Annotated in this window: 22 protein-coding genes; 14 read left to right on the top strand and 8 right to left on the bottom strand. The window is 73.8% G+C overall.

From position 1 onward, the window contains the following. Positions 1–5: 5 nt before the first annotated feature. Positions 6–206 carry a hypothetical protein gene (locus OHA72_RS44015; RefSeq protein WP_327002045.1) on the top strand — a complete coding sequence of 67 codons (201 nt, stop codon included), beginning with the start codon at positions 6–8 and terminating at the stop codon, positions 204–206. Between the two features lie 7 nt (positions 207–213). On the opposite strand, the gene OHA72_RS44010 is transcribed toward OHA72_RS44015, so the two are convergent. Further along, positions 214–1,050 (bottom strand): helix-turn-helix transcriptional regulator, encoded by an 837-nt coding sequence (locus OHA72_RS44010; RefSeq protein ID WP_327002044.1) that lies wholly within the window; start codon positions 1,048–1,050, stop codon positions 214–216. 156 nt (positions 1,051–1,206) lie between these two features. Between OHA72_RS44010 and OHA72_RS44005 the strand changes: the two genes are divergently transcribed. After that, positions 1,207–2,631, top strand: coding sequence for an aldehyde dehydrogenase family protein (locus OHA72_RS44005; RefSeq protein ID WP_327002043.1), 1,425 nt, complete (start codon positions 1,207–1,209; stop codon positions 2,629–2,631). A 3-nt stretch (positions 2,632–2,634) separates the two neighbouring features. Here OHA72_RS44005 and OHA72_RS44000 read toward each other — a convergent pair whose 3' ends face one another. Together OHA72_RS44000 and OHA72_RS43995 are read right to left on the bottom strand one after the other, a co-directional pair. Continuing rightward, complete coding sequence (locus OHA72_RS44000; protein WP_327002042.1) at positions 2,635–3,381, bottom strand: SDR family oxidoreductase; 747 nt, start codon at positions 3,379–3,381, stop codon at positions 2,635–2,637. Between the two features lie 24 nt (positions 3,382–3,405). Next, on the bottom strand, positions 3,406–4,650 hold the full coding sequence (locus tag OHA72_RS43995) for an EAL and HDOD domain-containing protein (RefSeq protein ID WP_327002041.1): 1,245 nt from the start codon (positions 4,648–4,650) through the stop codon (positions 3,406–3,408). A 143-nt stretch (positions 4,651–4,793) separates the two neighbouring features. Between OHA72_RS43995 and OHA72_RS43990 the strand changes: the two genes are divergently transcribed. The 9 genes from OHA72_RS43990 to OHA72_RS43950 all read left to right on the top strand — a co-directional run bounded on the left by OHA72_RS43990 (position 4,794) and on the right by OHA72_RS43950 (position 11,661). Next, positions 4,794–5,228 (top strand): ATP-binding protein, encoded by a 435-nt coding sequence (locus OHA72_RS43990; protein ID WP_327002040.1) that lies wholly within the window; start codon positions 4,794–4,796, stop codon positions 5,226–5,228. An 84-nt stretch (positions 5,229–5,312) separates the two neighbouring features. Further along, complete coding sequence (locus OHA72_RS43985; RefSeq protein WP_327002039.1) at positions 5,313–6,677, top strand: SWIM zinc finger family protein; 1,365 nt, start codon at positions 5,313–5,315, stop codon at positions 6,675–6,677. Beyond that, positions 6,670–7,623 (top strand): hypothetical protein, encoded by a 954-nt coding sequence (locus tag OHA72_RS43980; protein ID WP_327002038.1) that lies wholly within the window; start codon positions 6,670–6,672, stop codon positions 7,621–7,623. Before OHA72_RS43985 ends, OHA72_RS43980 begins: the two co-directional genes overlap by 8 nt. Continuing rightward, complete coding sequence (locus OHA72_RS43975; protein WP_327002037.1) at positions 7,566–8,138, top strand: hypothetical protein; 573 nt, start codon at positions 7,566–7,568, stop codon at positions 8,136–8,138. Before OHA72_RS43980 ends, OHA72_RS43975 begins: the two co-directional genes overlap by 58 nt. Further along, the gene (locus OHA72_RS43970) at positions 8,077–9,429 is read left to right on the top strand and encodes a hypothetical protein (RefSeq protein WP_327002036.1); all 1,353 of its coding nucleotides are present in this window, start codon (positions 8,077–8,079) and stop codon (positions 9,427–9,429) included. The genes OHA72_RS43975 and OHA72_RS43970 overlap by 62 nt, the downstream gene beginning before the upstream one ends. Beyond that, the gene (locus OHA72_RS43965; protein ID WP_327011971.1) at positions 9,426–9,668 is read left to right on the top strand and encodes a hypothetical protein; all 243 of its coding nucleotides are present in this window, start codon (positions 9,426–9,428) and stop codon (positions 9,666–9,668) included. Before OHA72_RS43970 ends, OHA72_RS43965 begins: the two co-directional genes overlap by 4 nt. Positions 9,669–9,677: 9 nt before the next feature. Next, positions 9,678–9,995 (top strand): DUF3349 domain-containing protein, encoded by a 318-nt coding sequence (locus OHA72_RS43960; protein WP_327002035.1) that lies wholly within the window; start codon positions 9,678–9,680, stop codon positions 9,993–9,995. 85 nt (positions 9,996–10,080) lie between these two features. Further along, positions 10,081–11,367 (top strand): phytase, encoded by a 1,287-nt coding sequence (locus OHA72_RS43955; RefSeq protein WP_327002034.1) that lies wholly within the window; start codon positions 10,081–10,083, stop codon positions 11,365–11,367. A 51-nt stretch (positions 11,368–11,418) separates the two neighbouring features. Continuing rightward, positions 11,419–11,661, top strand: coding sequence for a CDGSH iron-sulfur domain-containing protein (locus OHA72_RS43950; RefSeq protein ID WP_327002033.1), 243 nt, complete (start codon positions 11,419–11,421; stop codon positions 11,659–11,661). On the opposite strand, the gene OHA72_RS43945 is transcribed toward OHA72_RS43950, so the two are convergent. Then, positions 11,583–12,629 (bottom strand): iron-containing redox enzyme family protein, encoded by a 1,047-nt coding sequence (locus tag OHA72_RS43945; RefSeq protein ID WP_327002032.1) that lies wholly within the window; start codon positions 12,627–12,629, stop codon positions 11,583–11,585. The genes OHA72_RS43950 and OHA72_RS43945 overlap by 79 nt on opposite strands. A gap of 61 nt (positions 12,630–12,690) precedes the next feature. Here OHA72_RS43945 and OHA72_RS43940 point away from each other — a divergent pair, with 61 nt between their 5' ends. From OHA72_RS43940 to pth2, 3 genes are read left to right on the top strand one after another with little or no spacing between them, the layout of a single operon-like run. Beyond that, positions 12,691–13,644 carry a methyltransferase gene (locus OHA72_RS43940; protein ID WP_327002031.1) on the top strand — a complete coding sequence of 318 codons (954 nt, stop codon included), beginning with the start codon at positions 12,691–12,693 and terminating at the stop codon, positions 13,642–13,644. Between the two features lie 10 nt (positions 13,645–13,654). Then, entirely contained in the window at positions 13,655–14,782 is a 1,128-nt protein-coding gene (locus OHA72_RS43935; protein ID WP_327002030.1) for a carboxylate-amine ligase, read from the top strand. An 11-nt stretch (positions 14,783–14,793) separates the two neighbouring features. After that, a complete protein-coding gene (gene pth2 / locus OHA72_RS43930) occupies positions 14,794–15,147 on the top strand; it encodes a peptidyl-tRNA hydrolase Pth2 (protein WP_327002029.1) in 354 nt (117 codons plus the stop codon). 6 nt (positions 15,148–15,153) lie between these two features. Here the strand turns inward: pth2 and OHA72_RS43925 are convergent, their stop codons facing one another. The 4 genes from OHA72_RS43925 to OHA72_RS43910 all read right to left on the bottom strand — a co-directional run bounded on the left by OHA72_RS43925 (position 15,154) and on the right by OHA72_RS43910 (position 19,301). Then, complete coding sequence (locus OHA72_RS43925; RefSeq protein ID WP_327002028.1) at positions 15,154–15,933, bottom strand: carbohydrate ABC transporter permease; 780 nt, start codon at positions 15,931–15,933, stop codon at positions 15,154–15,156. A gap of 51 nt (positions 15,934–15,984) precedes the next feature. Further along, positions 15,985–16,992: a carbohydrate ABC transporter permease gene (locus OHA72_RS43920; protein ID WP_327002027.1), complete on the bottom strand. Its 1,008-nt coding sequence runs from the start codon at positions 16,990–16,992 to the stop codon at positions 15,985–15,987. A gap of 63 nt (positions 16,993–17,055) precedes the next feature. Then, positions 17,056–18,279, bottom strand: a complete 1,224-nt coding sequence (locus OHA72_RS43915; protein WP_327002026.1) for a sugar ABC transporter substrate-binding protein — start codon at positions 18,277–18,279, stop codon at positions 17,056–17,058. A gap of 29 nt (positions 18,280–18,308) precedes the next feature. Beyond that, positions 18,309–19,301, bottom strand: coding sequence for a LacI family DNA-binding transcriptional regulator (locus OHA72_RS43910; protein WP_327002025.1), 993 nt, complete (start codon positions 19,299–19,301; stop codon positions 18,309–18,311). Positions 19,302–19,354: the final 53 nt, after the last annotated feature.

Genomic DNA, 19,354 nt, shown 5'->3' with positions numbered 1-19,354 from the left:
TCGCGTTGAAGAACGACCTGATCGAGCCGCTCGGCGACGCCATCTCCGTGCCGGGCGCGTACGACGACGCGCAGTACACGGAGACGTTCACGACCGCGACGGCGAAGACGCTCGGGCGGTCCACTGCGCACCCGCGGGCCGGCGTCGCAGGCAAGGCCGGCGACATCCCCGGCACCAGGCAGCGCCCGGACACGCTCGGCGGCTGAGCGCCGGTCACGGCAGGCGCTGGTCGCCGATGACGCCGAGCAGTTGCAGCTTCTCGTGCGACTCGCTGCCCGCCGCGGCGGTGTACACCACCAGCAGCTGCGACTGGTCGGGGTCCACGAGTGTCTGGCAGTGCAGGTCCAGCACGCCGAGCCGCGGATGCTGGATGCGTTTCGGGGCGCAGTAGGGCCCCGCGACCGGATGCTCGCGCCACAGCCCGGCAAACTCGGGGCTGGCGGCGAGCAGCGCGTCGACGATCGCGGCGGCCCGGGAGTCGCGGCCGTCGCGGGTGTGCACGTCGTGCAGGTTGGCGGCGATGAGCCGGGAGTGCGTCGCGTGGTCCTCCGGCGGGTAGATCAGCCGCGTCGCCGGGTCGGTGAACCACCGGTAGTGCATGCTGCGTGCCAGCCCGGTGTGCACGCTGTCGTCGCCGAGCAGCGCCGCGGCGAGGCGGGTCTGCCGCAGCGTCTCGCCGACGTTGTTCACCACGCGGGCCGCCGCGTCGTGCAGGCCGTCCAGGATGCGCATCATGCCGGGGTTGACGTGGTCGGCGCGCAGGGAACGGTGCGGTGTGGCGTGCCCCGCGAGCCGGAACAGGTGGTCGCGCTCCTCCAGCGACAGCCGCAGGCCGCGGGCCAGGGCGGCGAGCATCTGCCCGGAAGGGTGCGGGCCGCGCTGCTGCTCCAGGCGGCTGTAGTAGTCGATCGACATGTCGGCCAGCACCGCGACCTCCTCGCGGCGCAGCCCGCCGGTGCGTCGCCGCCGGCCACGTGGCAGGCCGACGTCCTCAGGTTGCAGTGCCTCCCGGCGGGTGCGCAGGAAGTCCGCGAGTCTGGCCCGGTCCACGACGTCCAGTCTCCTCCCGATCAGATCCCTGAAGCCTGCCCCCGCACGATCCGCGGATCCATGTACCGGCGGTCCTGCGATCGGCGTCACAGCACCGCGGATCCGCGGATCGGCGTGGCATGCCTACGGCCGCGGACCGGTGGCACGGTCGACGGCATGAGCACACCGACACGCACCGCACCCGCCCACTGGATCGGCGGCACCGCCGTCGCCGGCACGGGCGCCACCATTCCCGTCGTCAACCCGGCCACCGGCGAGGTCGTCGCCGAGGTACCGGCCGGGACCACCACCGACGTCGACGCCGCCGTCGCCGCGGCCACCGCGGCCTTCCCCGGCTGGGCGGCCGTCCCACCGGCCGAACGCGCCCGGCTCGTCGGCCGCGTCGCCGACGGGCTGGAAGCCCGTGCGGAGCAGCTCGCGGCCACGATCACCGCCGAGATGGGCGCGCCCATCACGCTGTCCCGGTTCGCGCAGGCCGCGTTCCCGGTCGCGGTGGCCCGCTCCTTCGCCGGGCTCGCCGCGGACTTCCCGTGGCAGGAGGAGATCGGCACGTCGCTGGTGCTGCGCGAGCCGATCGGCGTCGTCGGGGCGATCACGCCGTGGAACTTCCCGCTGCAGCAGATCGTGTCGAAGCTGGCGCCCGCGCTGCTGGCCGGCAACACGATGGTGTTCAAACCGTCCGAGGTCGCGCCGCTGACCGCGCAGATCCTCGCCGAGGTCGTCGCGGCGGCCGGGGTACCGGCGGGCGTGTTCAACGTCGTGCACGGCACCGGACCGGTCGTCGGCGAGGCGATCGCCGCGCACCCCGGCATCGACATGGTGTCCTTCACCGGCTCCACCCGCGCCGGCCGGCGGGTGTCGGCCGTCGCGGCGCAGACGGTCAAGCGGGTCACCCTCGAACTGGGCGGCAAGTCCGCCAACGTGATCCTCGACGACGCCGACCTGCCCCGCGCCGTCGAGCACGGGCTGGCGAGCGCGTTCGCCAACGGCGGCCAGGTCTGCGGCGCGCTGTCACGGATGCTGGTCCCCGCCGCCCGCCACGACGAGATCGTCGACATGGTGGTCGCGGCGGCGGCGCGGTACACGGTCGGCGACCCCCTGTCGGAGGCGACCCGGATCGGGCCGATGGCGACACGGGCCCATCAGGAACGCGTCACCGGCTACATCGAGCGCGGCATCGCCGGAGGTGCCACCCTGGCGTTCGGCGGCCCCGGCCCGGTCGACGGGCTCGAAACCGGCGCGTACGTGCGGCCGACGGTCTTCGCGGACGTCGACCCGCGCGCCGTCATCGCCCAGGAGGAGATCTTCGGGCCGGTGCTGGCGGTCATCCCGTACACCGGCGACGACCACGCGGTCGAGATCGCCAACGGCACCGTGTACGGGCTCGGCGGCGCCGTGTTCGGCGAGGACGAGCACGCGCTGCGCATCGCCGGGCGGCTGCGGACCGGCCAGGTCGACGTCAACGGCGCACACTGGAACCCGCTCGCGCCGTTCGGCGGCTACCGGCAGTCCGGCAACGGCCGCGAGTTCGGCCGCTTCGGCCTGGAGGAGTACCTGGAGACGAAGTCGATCCAGCGGTGAACGTCAGCCGATGGTGTGCCCGCCGTTGACGGTCACCCGCTCGCCGGTGACGAACGACGCCGCGTCCGACAGCAGCCAGCGCACCGCGCCGGCGACGTCCTCGGGGCGCCCGATACGGCCCAGCGGCACCTCGGCGACGTAGTGCCCGAGCTCGTCCTCGGCGACGCCGGCGTGCCGCTCGACCGGGACCCAGCCGGGGGCGACGACGTTGACGGTCACGCCGTGCGGGCCGAGCTCCCGCGCCCAGGTGCGGGCCAGGCCCACCTGGGCGGCCTTCGCCGCGACGTACGCCGACCAGCCTGGCAGCGCCCGGTCGACCATGTCGGAGCCGATCAGCACGACCCGGCCGGAGCCGGCGGCCCGCATCGCCGGCAGCGCAGCCCGCACCAGCAGGGTCGGGCTCTTGACGAAGAACAGCAGCTGCCCGAGGTGGTCGTCCCAGGTGAGGTCCTCGACGGCCACCTCCGGCTGCGGGCCGGTGGCGTTGGCGACGACCGCGGTGACCGGGCCCAGCCGGTCGGTCACCGCGGCGACCAGCGCCGCCACCGCCGTCTCATCGGTCACGTCGGCCTCGAACGCCTCGGCGGTGCCACCGCCGGCACGGATGCCGGCGACCACCTGACCGGCCGCCTCGGCGCCGTGCCGGTAGTTGACGGCCACCGCCCAGCCCGCGGCGGCCAGGGTCCGCGCGATCGACGCCCCGAGGCCACGCGACGCACCGGTGACCAGTACCACCCCTGAAGCCGACATGGGCGAGGACGCTAGCAGGTGCGGCTACACGTCGGCCGTGAGCTCCGCGAGGGTGACGTTGGTGGCGCGGACGGCGGACAGGTACGCCATGGCCATGTCCGCGGTGTCCATCGACGCCTGCGCCGGCAGGGCGCCCGCTGCGGGCATCTCGGCGGACGGGGCCATGTACGCCCGGCCGGTGGCGAGGACGGCGCCGAGCGGGCCGCGGCCGGTGGTGATGGCGTCCACGAGCGTGGCGTCCAGCGGCAGGTCCTGCAGCATCCGGTCGGCGGGCTCGTCGAAGAGGTCCGCGATCGCCGACAGCAGCCCGCCCATGTAGGCGACGTCGCCGGACACGCCCGCGCCGGCGGCGAGGAACTGGCAGAACCGGGCCCGGACCAGCACGCCGCTGAGCTGTTCGGGGTCGGCCTCGGTGAGGTCGGCGACCAGCATCAGGGTCACCCATTGGCGGATGCGGTTGAGCCCGAGCGTGACGACGGTGTCGCGGATCGACGAGACGGTCCGGTTGAGGCCGGTCGCGGCGGCGTTGGTGGCGCGCAGCAGGCGCAGGCTCAGCGCCGCGTCCTGGCCGACGAGGTCGACGACCTCGTCCATGTCGACGTCGTCGGTGCTCAGCGTGTGCAGCATCCGCAGCCGGGTCAGCCGCGCAGGCGCGAGCGTGACCGTCGAGTTGACGTGCGGGCGGCCCAGGATGTCGCCCTGGAACAGCTCGAACCCGAGCGTGAACGCCAGGCGCAGCGCGTCGGGGGTCTCCAGGCGCTCCGCGACCAGTTGCAGGTGCCCATGGCGGCGGCACTCGGCGACCGCGGCGCGGACCTCGGGCTCGGAGGCGTGCAGCATGTCGATCTTCACGTAGGTGGCCAGGGGCAGCAGCGGCTCCTGACCGCCGCCGAGCACGAAGTCGTCCAGCGCGATGGTGTACCCCTGCTCGACCAGCGCGGTGACGCCGGCGATGACCTCGGCGTCGACGGCGGTGGTCTCGAGGACCTCCAGGACGGCCTGGGTGCCGTCGAACGGCAGGGGCAGCCGGCCGGTGAGGAAGTCGCGGGTCAGGTTGACGAAGCAGACCCGCCCGCCGGACAGCTCCCGCAGCCCGAACTCGGTGAACGCCGCGACCAGGACGCGGGCCGTGGCGAACGAGTCGCTGCGGTCGGCGCCGGTGGCGGTCGCTCTCGCCCGGAACAGCAGTTCGTCGGCGACGACGATGCCGTCGCGGTCGTAGATCGGCTGCCGGGCGACGTGCACGAAGTGACCGCTGTCAGATGCCATCGGTGCCTCGGTGTGCTCGCTCACCCAGCCATGATCGCTCTAAAACGGGCCGAATGGTGCGGAATGGTCCATATGCCCTTTGCTGGGGCCGGCCGCGACCGGGGTACGGTGGAGCCCGGTGAGCTGGACCTCGTCGATCGGGCGTGCTGGCACGGATGCCGGTGGAGGCGCTGATGGGGGACCGGCCGACGCTGACCCACGACGCGTTCCTCTACGGCGCCGACGCCCGGCACCTGGTGCGCCGCCTCGCCGTCGAGCACGGCTGGGACGGCACCGACCGCCTCGACGAGCTGCTGCTGGTCACCAGCGAGATCGTCGCCAACGCCGTGCTGTACGGCGGCGAGCGCCGGGAGCTGCGCGTCTGGGTGTCGCCGGCGGCGCTGGTGTGCGAGGTCGGCGACGACGGCCCCGGCCCCGCCGACCCTCTCGCCGGCTACCGCCCGCCGGACGAGACGACGCTCGGCGGGCGCGGCATGTGGATCGCCCGGCAGCTGTGCGAGGCGTTCGCCGTCAGCCACCACGACGGCTGGACCCGCGTGCGCTACGTGCTGCCGCACCCTGCGGCGTCCCCGGCGTAACGGCGGCCGGAGAGGGGACAGTGCGGCGCGCCCCGGCGTGGCAGGATGCTCGGGTCCACGCACGGGGGCCCGGAGGGATCAGTTTTGGCCGACACGGCGACCGCCATCGACACCCAGGTCTACCGGCACCCGTCCGGGCTCGCCGGCGGCCACCTCGCCTTCGCCACCTCGACCCCGGACCGGGTCGAGGAGCAGACGTTCTTCACCGGGTTCGTGCGCACTCCACGGGTCGTCGCCGGTGGCCTGCTCGCCCTCGCCGACATCGCCGGCGCCGACTTCCGCCCGGCCCGCACCGGCCGCGGCCGCGACCCGGTCGTGACCGGCGACGGCGAGCGGCTGCGGTTCGAGGCGCTGTCGACGTGCGGCGGCGTCTACGGCCGGCTCGACCTCACCGCCGCGGAGCTGGAGGACGTGCCGGTCGGGCGCGGCACCACCAACGTCGACGTGAACCCGCCGCTGTACCAGGCACTGACCCGCGTCGGCGGGCAGGACCCGCTGCGGCTGTCCGTCGGCGCCGATGAGCTCACCGTCGCCACCCTCGACGGCGCGATCGTGGAGAAGCGGGTGCCGCTGCCGGCCCGGTGGCTGCGCGGGCTCGCCGAGGTGGCCGTGCACGCGCTGCCGATGGACGCCCGGCTGGCGCTGCCCGCCGGGCGGGCCGTCGCGCTGCTGGCCGAGATGGCCGCCCGGGGACGGCAGGTCCGCTGGCTCGTCCCCGCCGGGCCCGGATGGCGTTCCACGACCCGGCCCGGACCCGGCGCGGTGTGCGTCGCCGACGGGTTCCGGCTGTCGGTGCTGCGCCCGCTGCTGCCCCTCGCGCGCACGGTGACGCTGTACGCGCCGCCGGTCACCGGCGCGGCGACGCAGGTGTGCGGCTGGGTGCTGGACTTCGGCACGGCCCGGTTCACGCTCCTGCTGTCGACCGCGACCCAGCACGGCTTCGCCGGCGACGGCCGGCTCCTGGCCGACCTCGGCGCGGGCGACGCCTTCAGTGACGCCTCCGGTGAGGGCTCCGGGGACGCCTCGGCGCTGGACGCACTGCTCGCCGCCGACCCGGTCGTCGACCGTGCGTCCGTCGCCGCCCGCACCGGCTGGGACCCCCGGCGGGTCACCGCCGCGCTCGCCGCCCTTGCCACCGCCGGGCAGGTCGGCTACGACGTCGGCGAGGCCACGTCGTTCCACCGGCCGCTGCCGTTCCGGGCGGACCTCGTCGCCGCCCTGCACCCGAGACTCGCCGCCGCCCGCATCCTCGCCACGACCGGCAAGGTCGTGCCGACCGCGGAAGGCTTCCAGGTCGTCTCCGGCGAGCAGACGTACCTCGTACACCGGCGCGGCGGCGAACACGCGTGCACCTGCGCCTGGTGGGCGGAGCATCACGGCCGCCGCGGCCCGTGCAAGCACGTCGTGGCGGCCATCATCAGCGAGCAGACGGGACAACGGGGTGCGTGAGGTCTTCGAACAGATCGACGACGGCGACCTCGACGCGCTCGCCGGCACGCTGGCCGCGCTGGACGCCAAGGACCGCGCGGCGCTGCTGCCGCTGCTGGACGCGCACACCCTGATCCCCGTGCAGCCGGAGCCGGTCCCGGAGCCCGAACCCGAGCCTGAGGTCAGCTCCGGGTTCCTGGTCCTGCGCGCGTACGCGGGCGCCGCACCGATCGGCGGTGAACCGCCACGCCTGCTCGAGGTGCTCGACGAGGAGGTCGTCCGGCAGCGGGAACGCATCCGGCGCAGCGGCGGCAACATCTGGTACCTGCGCGCCCAGGCCGCCGAGGCCGCCCGCCGGCGCAACGAGCAGCGGCACGCCGCCTACTCCCTCGCCGTCGTCGCGTGCGTCGGCACGGCCGCCGAGGCGGTCAAGCGGCTGCACGCCCCGTGGACCCGCGGCCGGCCTGCGCACCTGGTGCCCGCCGCGGTGCCCGGCCTGCTCCAGATCCGTGGCGCCGACTGGTGCGCCACCCTCGGCCGGGGCATGCTGCGCCGCATCCGGTCCCGGGCCGCCGCCGCGCAGTGGCCGTTCACGGAGCCGCTGCTGCGTGCCGTCGGCGCCGACGCCCCCGAGGCGCCCGCGGCCGTCGCCTGCTACGTCGCGACGCCGCGCCGGACCCCGCTCGCCGAGTTCCTCGCCGAGGACCCCTGGTTCGACCGGATGCTGCCGCACCTCTTCGACGACAACCAGGTCGCCGCCGCGCTCGTCGGCCCCGGCGCCGCAGCCGGCTGGCCGGCGGCGCTGCTGGAGCTCGCCGCTACCGGCAGGATCGAGCGGGACACGCTCATCGCCGGGTGCCTGCGCCGCCTGCGCGCCGGCGGCCGGCCGGGCTGCAGCCGTACCTCGCCGTGCTCAAGCAGCTCGAGCCCGGCGCCGCCGAGCTGGCCGCGCACCGGCAGGAGCTGACCGGGCTGCTCGCCGCGCCGCTGTCGACGATCGCCGAGCACGCGTACACCGCCCTGCAGACGCTGCACGGCGCCGCCGCGCTGGACGCGGCGACGCTGACCGAGATCACCGCCGGGATGCTCAGCCGGCCGGAGAAGAAACTGGTCCGCGCCCACCTCACCTGGCTGCGCCGGCTTTCGCTCGACGACCTGCTCGACGGGCTTGTCGTCGGCCTGCACCACCCGGTGGCCGAACTGGCCGGGCGCACCCTCGACCTGATCGAGCCGCGGCTGGCGGGTCTGCCCCCGGCGGCCCGCGAGCGGCTGCGCGACGAGGTGCCGGCCCTTGACGGCGCCGTCGGGCAACGCCTCGCCGCGCTCCTCGGCACGGCCGCGCCGCCCCGGCACCCGTCGCGGTGCTCGTCGCCGCGCTGCCGGCGCAGTTCCCGCCACCGCTGGACCTGGGTGCTCGCCGGTGACCGCCACCGTGCTGCGCAGGGGCGACGACGACCCGGTCCGGCACGAGCTGCTGCTTGACGGGCTGCGGTGGGCCGCCCGCGGCGACCGCGCCGCCGCCGCCCGGGTCCTGGGACCGGTGATGCCGCAGTGGCCCGGACCGTGGGCCGACCTGATCGCCGCGGTCACCGGGTTGCCGGCGCCGCCACGGTACGACGATCCGTACGCGCACCGCTACGTCACCCCGTTCGGCGTGCTCATCCAGCGCCGGTCCACGGAACTCGCCGCGCGGCTGGCCGCGGACCCGCCACCGGCGCTGCTGGCGACCCCGGCCACCGTCGCCGGGCACGTCGACCCCGGTCGCGTCCTCGGCCTGCTGCAGCAGGCCGAACGCGACGGCTGGCAGCCCGGCCACACGGACCTGGCCCAGGCGCTGCTGCGGCTGCCCCGATCCGTCGACGCCGCCGTCCACGCGGCCGCCGACCGGCTCACGTCGCCGGCCGGGCGCCGGTTCGCGGACCGGCTGGCGGACGGCACCGAGCCACGGACCTGGATCGAGGACGTGCCCGACCAGCCCTACTACCCGGGCCGGCGGATCGCCATGCTGGACCCCGCGGGCCTGCCGGCCGAGGTCGCCGACCCGCGCACCGCCGCGCAGCGCGTCACCGGCGCCTCGCACCTGCCCGGCCTGGCGCTGTGGCCGATGGTCGCGCCGTCGCACCGGGAGGTGACCGCCGCGCACATCCAGCCCCACCTGCTCGTTGCGTACGGCAGCCCCGGCACCGCGTTCCTCGAAGGGCTCGCGGCCGCAGACGGGCCGCCCGGTCCGGCGATGTCGCTGATCCTCGCGTACACCCTCGCCTCCCGCCGGCAGGACGTGCGGCTGGCGTCCGCCGACGCGCTCGTCACGCTCGCCGCCCGCCCCGACTGGGACAGCACCCTCGTCGGGGCGGAGCTCGGCGTGGCCGCCGGCGCGGACCGGATCGTGCTGCAGCGCACGGTTCAGCCGCTCACGGAGGCGTTCAAGGCCGGCGCCCGCGACGCCGTGGGCAGGCGATCACGGCGGCGCTGCCGGCGCTGCTGGCCGCGAAGCCCCGGCCCGGCCTCGCCGACCTCATCGCGCTCGCCGCCGACGCCGGCGGCGGGCGGTCGCTGGACCTGCCCGACCTGCGGGCGCTCGCCGCCCGGCCCGGCCGCAGCCACCTCGTCGAGTCGGCCCGCCGCCTCGCCCCCGCCACGGACCGTCCCTGACCGGCCGCGACGGCACCGGCAAGGTCGTCATGACCGGCGCGTGACAGGTCGGCGAACTCATGGGTTGGCACGGTCGCAGCGGTGGCCGGGATGTGTGGGCGGGGCGACGATCTGGTTGTGACCGAAACAACCGTGGTCCTGATTCTGGTGATCGTGACGGCGCTCGGGTTCGACTTCACGAACGGGTTCCACGACACCGCCAACGCGATGGCGACCTCGATCATCGGCACGGTCGCCGGCTACCTCTGCTTCGCCGTCGTGCTGTTCGGCGTGGCCCTCGGCATCACGTTCATCGTGGCGTCGGGCTTCGGCAAGGCGATCAGCTTCGAGCACGTGTACCCGACCATCGTGGACAAGTGAGGAGCCCTCGTGGGTGAGCTTCGCTCGAACTTCCTGACCCGCACCGTGGAGTGGTTGCGGGCCGGGTACCCGACCGGCGTGCCCCGCCAGGACTACGTGGCGCTGCTCGGGCTGCTGCGCCGCAAACTGACCGACGAGGAGATCCACAAGATCGCGCAGGACCTCGCCGACCAGTCGCAGCGGACCACCGACCCGATCAGCACCGCCGACATCGAGGCGATGGTCAACGACGCGGTGCTGCAGCCCGCCTCGACCGAGGACGTCGCCCGCGTGTCGGCGCGGCTCGCCGCCGGTGGCTGGCCCCTCGCCGACCCGCCGACCGACTGAACCCCCGGGCAGACGTCCGCGCGGCGAACGCCGGTGTTCCATCAGCGTTCGCCTGCCGGACGGCGGCGCATCATAGCTTCGGTCGATGCGACGACTCTTGACGCTCACCGCGGTGGCCGTGCCGCTGCTGCTCGTCCCGGCGGCCGCCGACGCCGCACCGGCCGCGCCCGTGACAGGGCCCGCGACGGGGCTGCGGACCGTGACCCCCGCCGTGGAGACACCGCCCCTGTACGACGACGAGGCCGGCGGCGACGCCAACGCCGACGACCCCGCGATCTGGGTCAACGACCGCGACCGCGGCGCCAGCCGGGTCATCGCCACCGCCAAGAACGGCGGCCTGCGCGTCTACGACCTCGCCGGCCGCGAACGGCAGGCGATCGCGACCCCGCCGGCGCCCGGCGGGGACGACGAGGCAGGACGGTTCAACAACGTCGACCTGGTGCAGGGCTTCCGGCTCGGCGGCAGGAGCGTCGACCTCGCCGTCGTCACCGACCGCGGCCGCGACCAGCTGCGCTTCTACCGCATCGACCCGGCGTCCGGGACCCTCACCGACGTGACCGCGCCGGACGTCCCGTTCGCGTTCAGCGCCGGGCAGGCCGAGGTCAACGAGCAGCGCACCGCGTACGGGCTGGCCACGTACCGCGACTTCGACGGCACGCCGTACGCGGTCGTCAGCCGCCGCAGCACCAGCGACGTCGGGCTGTTCAAGCTCGTCGCGAAGGGCGCCGCGGTGACCTACCAGCGGGTCGACCGGCTGAGCATGCCCTCGACGTTCCGGCTGCCGGACGGCTCGGCGTGGTCGCCGTGCGCCGACCCCGGCGACGGGCCGCAGGTGGAGGGCAGCGTCGTGGACCCGGTGACGCGGGTGGCGTACCTGGCGCAGGAGACCGTCGGCCTGTGGCGGGTCGCGGTGTGGGGTGGGCGCTTCCACGGCGCGCCGCAGCCGGTGGAACGCACCCGCGAGTTCGGCGTCCCGGCACGCTTCGACGAGGCCGAGGACGACTGCGTCGTGGATTACGCCGCCGACCCCGGCTACGGCGGCCGTATCGCGGCGGACGTCGAAGGCCTCACGATCCTGCGCACCGGCGCGCTGACCGGCACCCTGCTGGTGTCGAGCCAGGGCGACGACACGTTCTACACCTATGACCGGCTGACGCTGCGCCCGACGGGCCGGTTCGCGGTCGTCGACGGCGCCCGCGCCGACGGGTCCCAGGCGTGCGACGGCGCGGCCGTGACCGCCACCGCGCTGCCCGGCTTCCCGGGCGGGCTGCTGGTCGTGCACGACGGGGAGAACACGCCGGCGGACGGCGACCGGGAGAACACCAACTTCAAGTTCCTCGACGCCGGCTTCCTGCGTGGCGGCCGCCACTGATCGTTTGCGCGTCGGGCCGGCGGGCAACCCCAAGGCATGGAAGATGCGTCCGTGACCGTCTGCGAGGACGGGCCGCTGCTGGTGCGCGGCCCGTTCACGCTGCTCACCCAGGACGGCGAGGAGATCGACCCGGGCCGGGCCACGGTCGCGCTGTGCCGCTGCGGCCGGTCCGCGATCAAGCCGTTCTGCGACGGCACCCACAAGGTCGTCGGGTTTCAGGCGCCCAGCGCGCCGACCGGCGAGCGGCCCCTGTCCGAGGAGTCCGGCGAGCCGGCGGCGCGCAGCGACGACTGACCGGCGTCCCAGCGGTCCAGCACGTGCGCGGCGAAGCGTCCGTCGAGGGCGAGCGCGGACGCCGCCCCGAACAGCACCTGCGCGGCCTGCCGCGGCTCCTGCGCGCAGAACCCGCCGCACAGGTCGTGCGCGGCGATCTGCTCGTGCACCGCGTCGGCCTCGACGTGCTCGTCGTAGAACCGGGTCGCGTCCGGGTTGCCGCCGAGGCGGCGCAGGCCGTTGCCGTAGCGGCGGTTCGGCAGCGACGACGTCATCTCGAACACGGCCAGGTGGCCGAGGATCGCGCCACGCAGGCGACGGTGCAGCCCGAACAGCGACATGAGGTTGTTCGTGGCCAGGGTGACCGCCGGGACCACGTCGAGGTAGGCGCCGTAGGTGTCGTCCAGGTCCAGTTCCCGCATCGTGGTCCGGAACAGCTCCGCGTGCATGCGTTCGACGCGGCCGCCGCCGTACTCGTCGGCCTGGATCTCCACGAGCGCCGCCTTCGGCCCGCCGGACAGCCGCGGGATCGCCCAGGTGTGCGGGTCGGCCTCCCGCTGGTGGTAGATCGAACGGTGGATGACGAACTCGCGGAACTGCTCGATGGTCGCCCGGCCGGCCAGGAACTTCGACAGCGACGGGCTGTCGTCCGCCTCGACGAGCGCCGTGAGCGCGTGCGGGACCTCGTGCGGCTCCGGCTGCCGGGGTACGGATACCAGCCCGCGCAGCGCGTCCTCGAAGCGTTCCTCGGCGGCCTGCCGCAGCGCCAGTAGCGACGGCTGCCACTCCCACCGCTCGTCGACGCCGTCGAACCCGCGGTAGTGCAGCTCGTAGCAGAGGTGCAGGCTGATGTGCAGGTCCTCGTCGGTGCAGGCGTCGGCGCCGGTGGACAGCTCCCGCCACGCGGCGGTGGGCAGGTCACGCGGCGGTCCGGCCAGCGTCGCGGTCAGGATCTCGGAGACGGGTCCTCGTGGGCGAGGCAGGCGCATGGCCGTTGTGTTCCCCCAGAAGAGCCGGTTAAGCAGGAACTTTGAGGGGATACCGGAGGTCATGACCACACTCACCGGCGCACCGGCCTATGCTGCCGAGGCCCTGCTGCGGCTCGGTGCGGCGCTCAAGGACGCCGGGTACCGGTTCACCACGGTCACGCCCGCCACGTACGAGCGGGTCAACCGCCGCCCCGGCAGCGCACACGGCCGGTCCCTGACCGACGTGCTCGGCTGGAGCCGCCCGTTCGGGCCCGGTGTGCTGCCCGACGGGATGGTGGCGTTGCTGGAGGAGGCCGGCGTCCTGCAGCGCGACGGCGACACGTGGCGCAGCCTGGTGCGCTGCTCCACGTACGGCGGGGACCTGTTCTTCCACTCGGCGTTCCCGGCGACCGCGCCGGACGCGGTGTTCTTCGGCCCGGACACCTACCGCACCTGCGACGCCGTGCTCGCGCACCTCTCGACCCGCCCCCGGCCGCCGCGGCAGGTCGTGGACGTCGGGTGCGGCAGCGGCGCCGTTGCCGTCACGGTCGCCAGGCACGTCCCGGACGCCGAGGTCACCGCAGTGGACATCAACCCCGCCGCGCTCAGGCTCACCACCGTCAACGCCGCCCTCGCCGGCGTCGGCGACCGGGTCACGCCGGTCCGCAGCGACCTGCTGACAGGCGTGGACGGGGCGTTCGACCTGATCGCCTCCAACCCGCCGTTCATGATCGACCCGCAGCGCCGGGCATACCGCGACGGTGGCGGCGAGCACGGACACGACCTGCCGCTCGCCGTCCTGGACGCGGCCGTGCGCCGCCTCGCGCCCGGCGGCTCGCTGGTGCTGTTCAGCGGCACCGGTGTCGTCGACGGCCACGACCCGCTGCTCGCGGCGGCCGCCGCCCGGCTCGCCGGCACGGACCTGGACTGGACGTACCGGGAGGTCGACCCCGACGTGTACAGCGAGAACCTCGACGAGTCCTACACGCACGCCGAGCGGATCGCCGTCGCCGTGCTCACCGCCACCCGCCGCTGAAAGGCACCCGATGTCGCTGACCGCGTCCAGTCCCGCCGAGATCGCCGGCACCATCGCTGGGCAGCGCCTGACCGTCGGGGTCGAGGAGGAGTTCCTGCTGCTGGACCCGGGCACCTGGCGCAACGCGCCGGTCGCCGACGCGGCCCGCGATGCCCTCGCGCCGCAGGTGCGGGAGCTGACCCGGGTCGAGTTCCGCCGCAGCATGATGGAGATGGTCACGCCGGTGTGCTCGTCGCTGCCGCAGCTGCGGGCGCACCTGGCCGCGAACCGGTCCGCGGCCGCCGCGGCCGCGCACGCCGCCGGCGCGCGGCTCGTCGCGGTCGCCGCCACGCCGGTCGCCGAGCCGGACCGCACCGTCGAGGACACGCCGCGCTTCCACGCGATCTCCCGCCACTACGGCCCCATCGCCCACGACCCGGCCCTGTGCGGCTGCCACATCCACGTCGGCGTGCCCGACCCGCAGGTCGCCGTGCAGGTCTGCAACCACCTGCGGCCGTGGCTGCCGGTGGTGCAGGCGATGACGGCCAACTCGGTGTTCCACGCCGCCGCGGACACCCACCACGCCAGCTGGCGCAGCATCCAGCTGGAGCGCTGGCCGAGCCTCGGGCCGTCGCCGTTCCTGACGTCGGTCGCGCACTACGAGCGCACCGTGGCGGAACTGGTCGGCAGCGGCGTCATGCTGGACGACTCGATGGTCCTGTGGTGGGCCCGGCCGTCGCGGCGGTATCCGACCGTCGAGGTGCGCGTCGCCGACGTGTGCCCGGCCGCCGGTGACACGGTCCTCGTCGCCGGGCTGGTGCGGGCACTCGTCGCGACCGTCCTGGACGACATCGCCGCCGGCCGCCCGGCGGTCCGGCCGCCGGAGCACCTGCTGCGGGCGGCCCACTGGAACGCGGCGCACCAGGGTCTCGGCGGCACCCTGATGGATCTGCGCGGGCGGCGCGCCGTGCCGGCCTGGGACATGGTGGACCTGCTCACCGAGACCGCCGGACCCGCCCTGCGCCGGCACGGCGACGAAGCCGTCGTCGCGCTGGAGCTGGCCCGGCTGCGCACCGAGGGCACCGGCGCCGACCGCCAGCGCCGCGCCGGCGACCTGCCCGCCGCGATGCGCATGCTCGCCGGTCTCACCACCGGTTAGCATCGCTGCTCGTGAACACCGAACCGAAGATGGTCCTCGTCGTGCGCACCGACCTCGGCATGGGCAAGGGCAAGATCGCGGCGCAGGTCGCGCACGCGGCGGTCGCCGCGGTCCTGCAGGGACCGCACGGTGCGGTGTTCGGTGACTGGCTGCGCGCCGGGCAGCCCAAGGTCGTGCTGAAGATCGCGGGGGAGGCCGACCTCGCCGACCTGTGCGCCCGGGCCGGCGCCGCGGGCCTGCCGGTGCAGGTGATCCGCGACGCCGGCCGGACGCAGGTCGCCGCGGGCACGGCGACCTGCTGCGCGATCGGCCCCGCCGTCCCCGCCGACGTCGACCCCGTGACCGCCTCGCTGGGCCTGCTGTAGCGGCCGTCAGCCCTTCACGCCGCTGCTGGCGACGCCGCGGACGAAGTACCGCTGGAAAATGACGAACACGATCGCCACCGGGATGATGGTCAGGATGGAGCCGGCCATCATCACCGGGTAGTCGAAGCTCTGCCCGCCCGCGCCGCCCCGGCCCAGGGTCGACAGGCCGAAGGGCAGCGTCCAGTGCGAGGGGCTTGCCCGCACCACGATGAGCGGCATCAGGAACTCGTTCCACACGCCCTGGAACGACAGGATCGTCAGGGTCAGCAGCGCGGGGCGGGCCAGCGGCAGCACGACGTGCCAGTAGGCCTGGAAGATCGACGCGCCGTCGATGCGCGCGGCCTCCTCCAGCTCCCGGGGCAGCTCGACGAAGAACTGCCGCATGAGGAAGATGCCCATGGCGTCGACCGCGAGCGGCAGGATCATGCCGGTGTAGGAGTTGAGCAGGCTCATCTCCTTGAGCACCAGGAACCGTGGCACGGTCAGCACGATCGGCGGCACCGCGAGGACGGAGATGATCCCCGCGAAGACGATGCCCCGGCCGCGGAACTGCAGGCGGGCCAGGGCGTAGCCGGCCAGCGAGTCGATGAAGACCCGCCCGAGTGTCGCGGTGACGGTGACGAGGATCGAGTTGAACGTCCACAGTGGAAAGTCGCTGTGCAGGAGGACGTCGGTCCACGCCCGCAGGTCGAAGGAGCGCGGCCACGGGGTCGTGGAGTGCGCGGCGACCTCGGGGCGGGACTTGAACGAGGTCCCCAGCGACAGGACGAACGGGTAGATGAACACGACGCGAACACGATGAGCAGCCCGTAGCGCAGCACCTTTCTGACCAGCACGTCAGCGCTCCTTCCGCAGCACGAGACGCTGCACGCCGGTGAAGACCAGGATGATGAGGAGCACGATGAACGCGATGGCGGCGGCGCGGCCCATCGCGCTGTTCTGGAAGCCTTCGCGGTAGATCAGGTACGCCGGGGTGAGCGTGGTCTTCTGCGGCCCGCCGGACGTCATCGCGTAGACCTGGTCGAAGACCTGCCAGGTGCCGATGACCCCGAGGGTCAGCACCAGGAACAGCGTCGGCTTGAGCAGCGGCAGCGTGATGCGGAAGAAGCGCTGCCGGGCCGAGGCGCCGTCGATGGCGGCGGCCTCGTCGAGCTCCTCCGGGACGTTCTGCAGCCCGGCGAGGAACATCAGCATGAACGTGCCGGTGGTGGTCCAGGTGGCGAGGATCATCACGGAGCTGAGCGCGACGCTGGGGCCGGACAGCCAGTCCCACCACGACAGGTCCATGAACTCGCCGCGCAGCGCCGGCGGCGGGGCGTCGACGCCGACCGCGCGCAGCAGCAGGTGCAGCAGCCCGTCGGCGTCGTCGAGCCAGACCAGGTCGACCTTGCCGGGCAGCACGGCCGACAGCACGGTGTTGACCACGCCGGACGGGCTGAACAGGAAGATGAAGATGAACGCCACCGCGATCGAGCTCGTCACCGACGGGAAGTAGAACGCGGTGCGGAAGAACGTGCGGCCCTTGAGCAGCCGGGCGTTGACGACGATCGCGAGCAGGAACGCCAGGAACGTCTGCGCGGGCACCACGCCGAGCACGTAGTACAGGTTGTTGCGCAGGCTCTTGGCGAAGTCGCCGCGCACGACGCCGGGGTCGGTGAGCAGGTCGGCGTAGTTGGCGGTGCCGGCCGGTTCGGACAGGCCGAGCGGGGTGAGCCCGCTCCAGTCGCGGAAGCTGACCCAGAGGGCGAGGGCGATCGGCGCGACCATGAACACGCCGAGGCCGATGAGCGCGGGGGACACGAAGAGCCAGCCGGCCAGGCCCTGCCTGCCGTGGATGCGTGACATGCGGGACTCCCAGGGGGAGGGGCCGCCGCCACGGGGGGACGGCGGCGGCCCCGGTCGAGAAGATCAGCCGAGGATGTCGGTCCCGGCCTTGGAAGTGCTCGTGATGACGTCGCCTACCTGCTTGTTGCCCTTGGCGAGGCCCTGGATCCCGTCGTTGAACGTGTCGATCGCGGTGCTGAAGCCCGGCACGAACACCGACTTCTTCGCGTAGTCACCGCCGGCGACGAACGCCTTGAGCTCCGGCTTGTCGGCCAGCCACTTGTCCGCGAGGGACTTGCGCGACGGCATGACCGGGAACTCCTTGGTGACGGCGAACTGCTCGTCGGGGGAGGTGAGGAACTTGACGAAGTCGAGCGCGGCGGCCTTGTTCTTCGCCGCCTTGGCCACGCCGTAGCAGACGGAGAACGACATGGTGCCCTTGCCCTTGGGGCCGGCGGGCAGCTCGGCGACGGCGTACTTGGTGTTGGGGAAGTCGTTCTTCATGGCGCCGACGATCCAGTTGCCCTCGATCGTCATGGAGGTGGTGGCCTTGCCGAACGCCTCGCCGCCCCAGCCGGCGCCGACGGACGCGGGGGTGGCGAACCAGCCGGCCTTGTGGTTGTCGGTCACGTACTGCAGGGCGGTGCGCATCTCGGCGGTGTCCATCGTCATCTTGGTGACGTCGTCGTTCGTCGGCCAGGCGCCGGCCTGGGCCATGAACGCGCCCCAGCGGTAGAACTCCGGCGCGATGACCAGCCCGGGGTGGCCCGGCTTGGTCAGCGCCTTCGCCGCCGCGGTCAGCTCGTCCCAGGTCTTGGGCGGCTGAAGCCCGGCGGCGCTGAAGTCGGCGGTGTTGTAGACCAGCTGCAGCGTCGAGAAGTCCTTCGGCGCGCAGTAGTAGGTGCCCTTGTAGGTGAAGGACTGCTTCAGGGTCTCGTAGAAGTCGCCGGGGTTGTCGACCTTGTCGCCGATCGGTTCCAGGACGCCGTTCTTGCCGAAGTCGGGCAGCTTGTTGTCGTTGACGTAGAAGACGTCCGGCGGTTCGCCGCCGGCGAGCGCGGTGGTGAGGGCCGTGTCGTACTCGGGCAGCACCTTCAGTTCGACGGTGTTGCGGCCCTGCTTGTTGTAGTCCTCGACGGCCTTGCGCAGCACCGCGTCCTCCGCGGGGGAGGAGGAGAACGCGTACATGGTCAGCTTGGCGCCGGTGGCGTTGCCCTCGGTGCCGGAGCCGCTGCCGTCGTCGCCGCAGGCGGCGGTGAGCAGCAGGGCGGACAGCAGGACGGTCAGCAGGCGGGGTGTTCGTATCATGGCGGTCGCTCCCAGGGGGTCGGAGAAACTCAGTGCGGGGCGCTGGAGGCCCGGACGATCAGCTCGGGTGCCAGCAGTTGCCCGGTCGGCTCGCCGGTGACCGGGCCCAGCAGGGCACGGATCATCGCGTGCCCGACGGCCTCGATCGGCTGCCGGACGCTGGACAGGTCGAGCGCGCCGGCGGTCGGGGTGTCGTCGAAGCCGACGACGGCCAGCCGGGCGTGCCGCTGCTGCACGGTGCGCAGCACGCCCGCGGCGAGCGTGTCGGTGGCGGCGACGACGGCGGTGGGTGGGGTGGAGTGATCGAGCAGTGCCTCCGCCAGGCGTGACCCGGTGGCGAGGGAGTCCTCGCCGCGCAGGTCCAGGTGGCGGGAGCCGTCGAGCAGGCCGTGCTTGTCGAGCGTGGTGCGCCACCCTTCGGCGCGCCGGTCGCCGACCGCCGCCCCCTCCGGGTAGCCGACGAACGCGATGCGCCGGTGGCCGCCGGCCACCAGGTGCTCCACCGCGGCGGACGTGCCGGCGGCGTTGTCGATGTCGACCCACGGGTGACCCGCGTCGGCGCCGGTCCGTCCGAACGCGGCGAACGGGATGCGGGCCTCCCGCAGGCCGGGGGGCCGCGGGTCGTCGAACTGGATGCCGTACAGCACGACGCCGTCGATGGCGCCGGCACGGTGCAGGGCGATGACGTTGGCGACCTCGTCGCTCGCGCCGTCGGCGGTGAACAGGAGCAGGTGATGGTCAGCGGCCCGGCCGGCCTCGGCGAGGGCGTGCAGGAACCGGTCGTGGATGCTGCCGAGCGCGTGCGGGTGCATCGGCTCGATCCGGTAGCCGATCATGCGTGAGGTGGCGGCCCGCAGGGACTGCGCGACCCGGTTGGGCCGGTAGCCGAGCTGCTCGATCGCCGCCTCGACCCGGGCTCGCGTCTCGGAGCGCACCCGCTGCGGCGCGTTGAGCACGTTGGACACGGTCTGCCGGGACACGCCGGCGGCCCGTGCGACGTCTTCGACGGTCGGCGGATGCACTTGCCCTCCCGATTGGTGTGTTGAACGTTCAAATCAGGTGTTGCGGATTGTCG

This window comes from Dactylosporangium sp. NBC_01737, assembly GCF_035963215.1.
In the GTDB taxonomy this organism is placed as follows: domain Bacteria; phylum Actinomycetota; class Actinomycetes; order Mycobacteriales; family Micromonosporaceae; genus Dactylosporangium.
This window is presented reverse-complemented; position numbering and strand designations above follow the sequence as displayed.

Excerpts from the sequence above, each read along its gene's own strand:
- OHA72_RS43945 (WP_327002032.1), bottom strand. The coding sequence starts at position 12,629 with ATGCGCCTGCCTCGCCCACGAGGACCCGTCTCCGAGATCCTGACCGCG.
- OHA72_RS43940 (WP_327002031.1), top strand. The coding sequence starts at position 12,691 with ATGACCACACTCACCGGCGCACCGGCCTATGCTGCCGAGGCCCTGCTG.
- OHA72_RS43955 (WP_327002034.1), top strand. The coding sequence starts at position 10,081 with ATGCGACGACTCTTGACGCTCACCGCGGTGGCCGTGCCGCTGCTGCTC.
- OHA72_RS44005 (WP_327002043.1), top strand. The coding sequence starts at position 1,207 with ATGAGCACACCGACACGCACCGCACCCGCCCACTGGATCGGCGGCACC.
- OHA72_RS44000 (WP_327002042.1), bottom strand. The coding sequence starts at position 3,381 with ATGTCGGCTTCAGGGGTGGTACTGGTCACCGGTGCGTCGCGTGGCCTC.
- OHA72_RS43915 (WP_327002026.1), bottom strand. The coding sequence starts at position 18,279 with ATGATACGAACACCCCGCCTGCTGACCGTCCTGCTGTCCGCCCTGCTG.
- OHA72_RS43920 (WP_327002027.1), bottom strand. The coding sequence starts at position 16,992 with ATGTCACGCATCCACGGCAGGCAGGGCCTGGCCGGCTGGCTCTTCGTG.
- OHA72_RS43935 (WP_327002030.1), top strand. The coding sequence starts at position 13,655 with ATGTCGCTGACCGCGTCCAGTCCCGCCGAGATCGCCGGCACCATCGCT.
- OHA72_RS43995 (WP_327002041.1), bottom strand. The coding sequence starts at position 4,650 with ATGGCATCTGACAGCGGTCACTTCGTGCACGTCGCCCGGCAGCCGATC.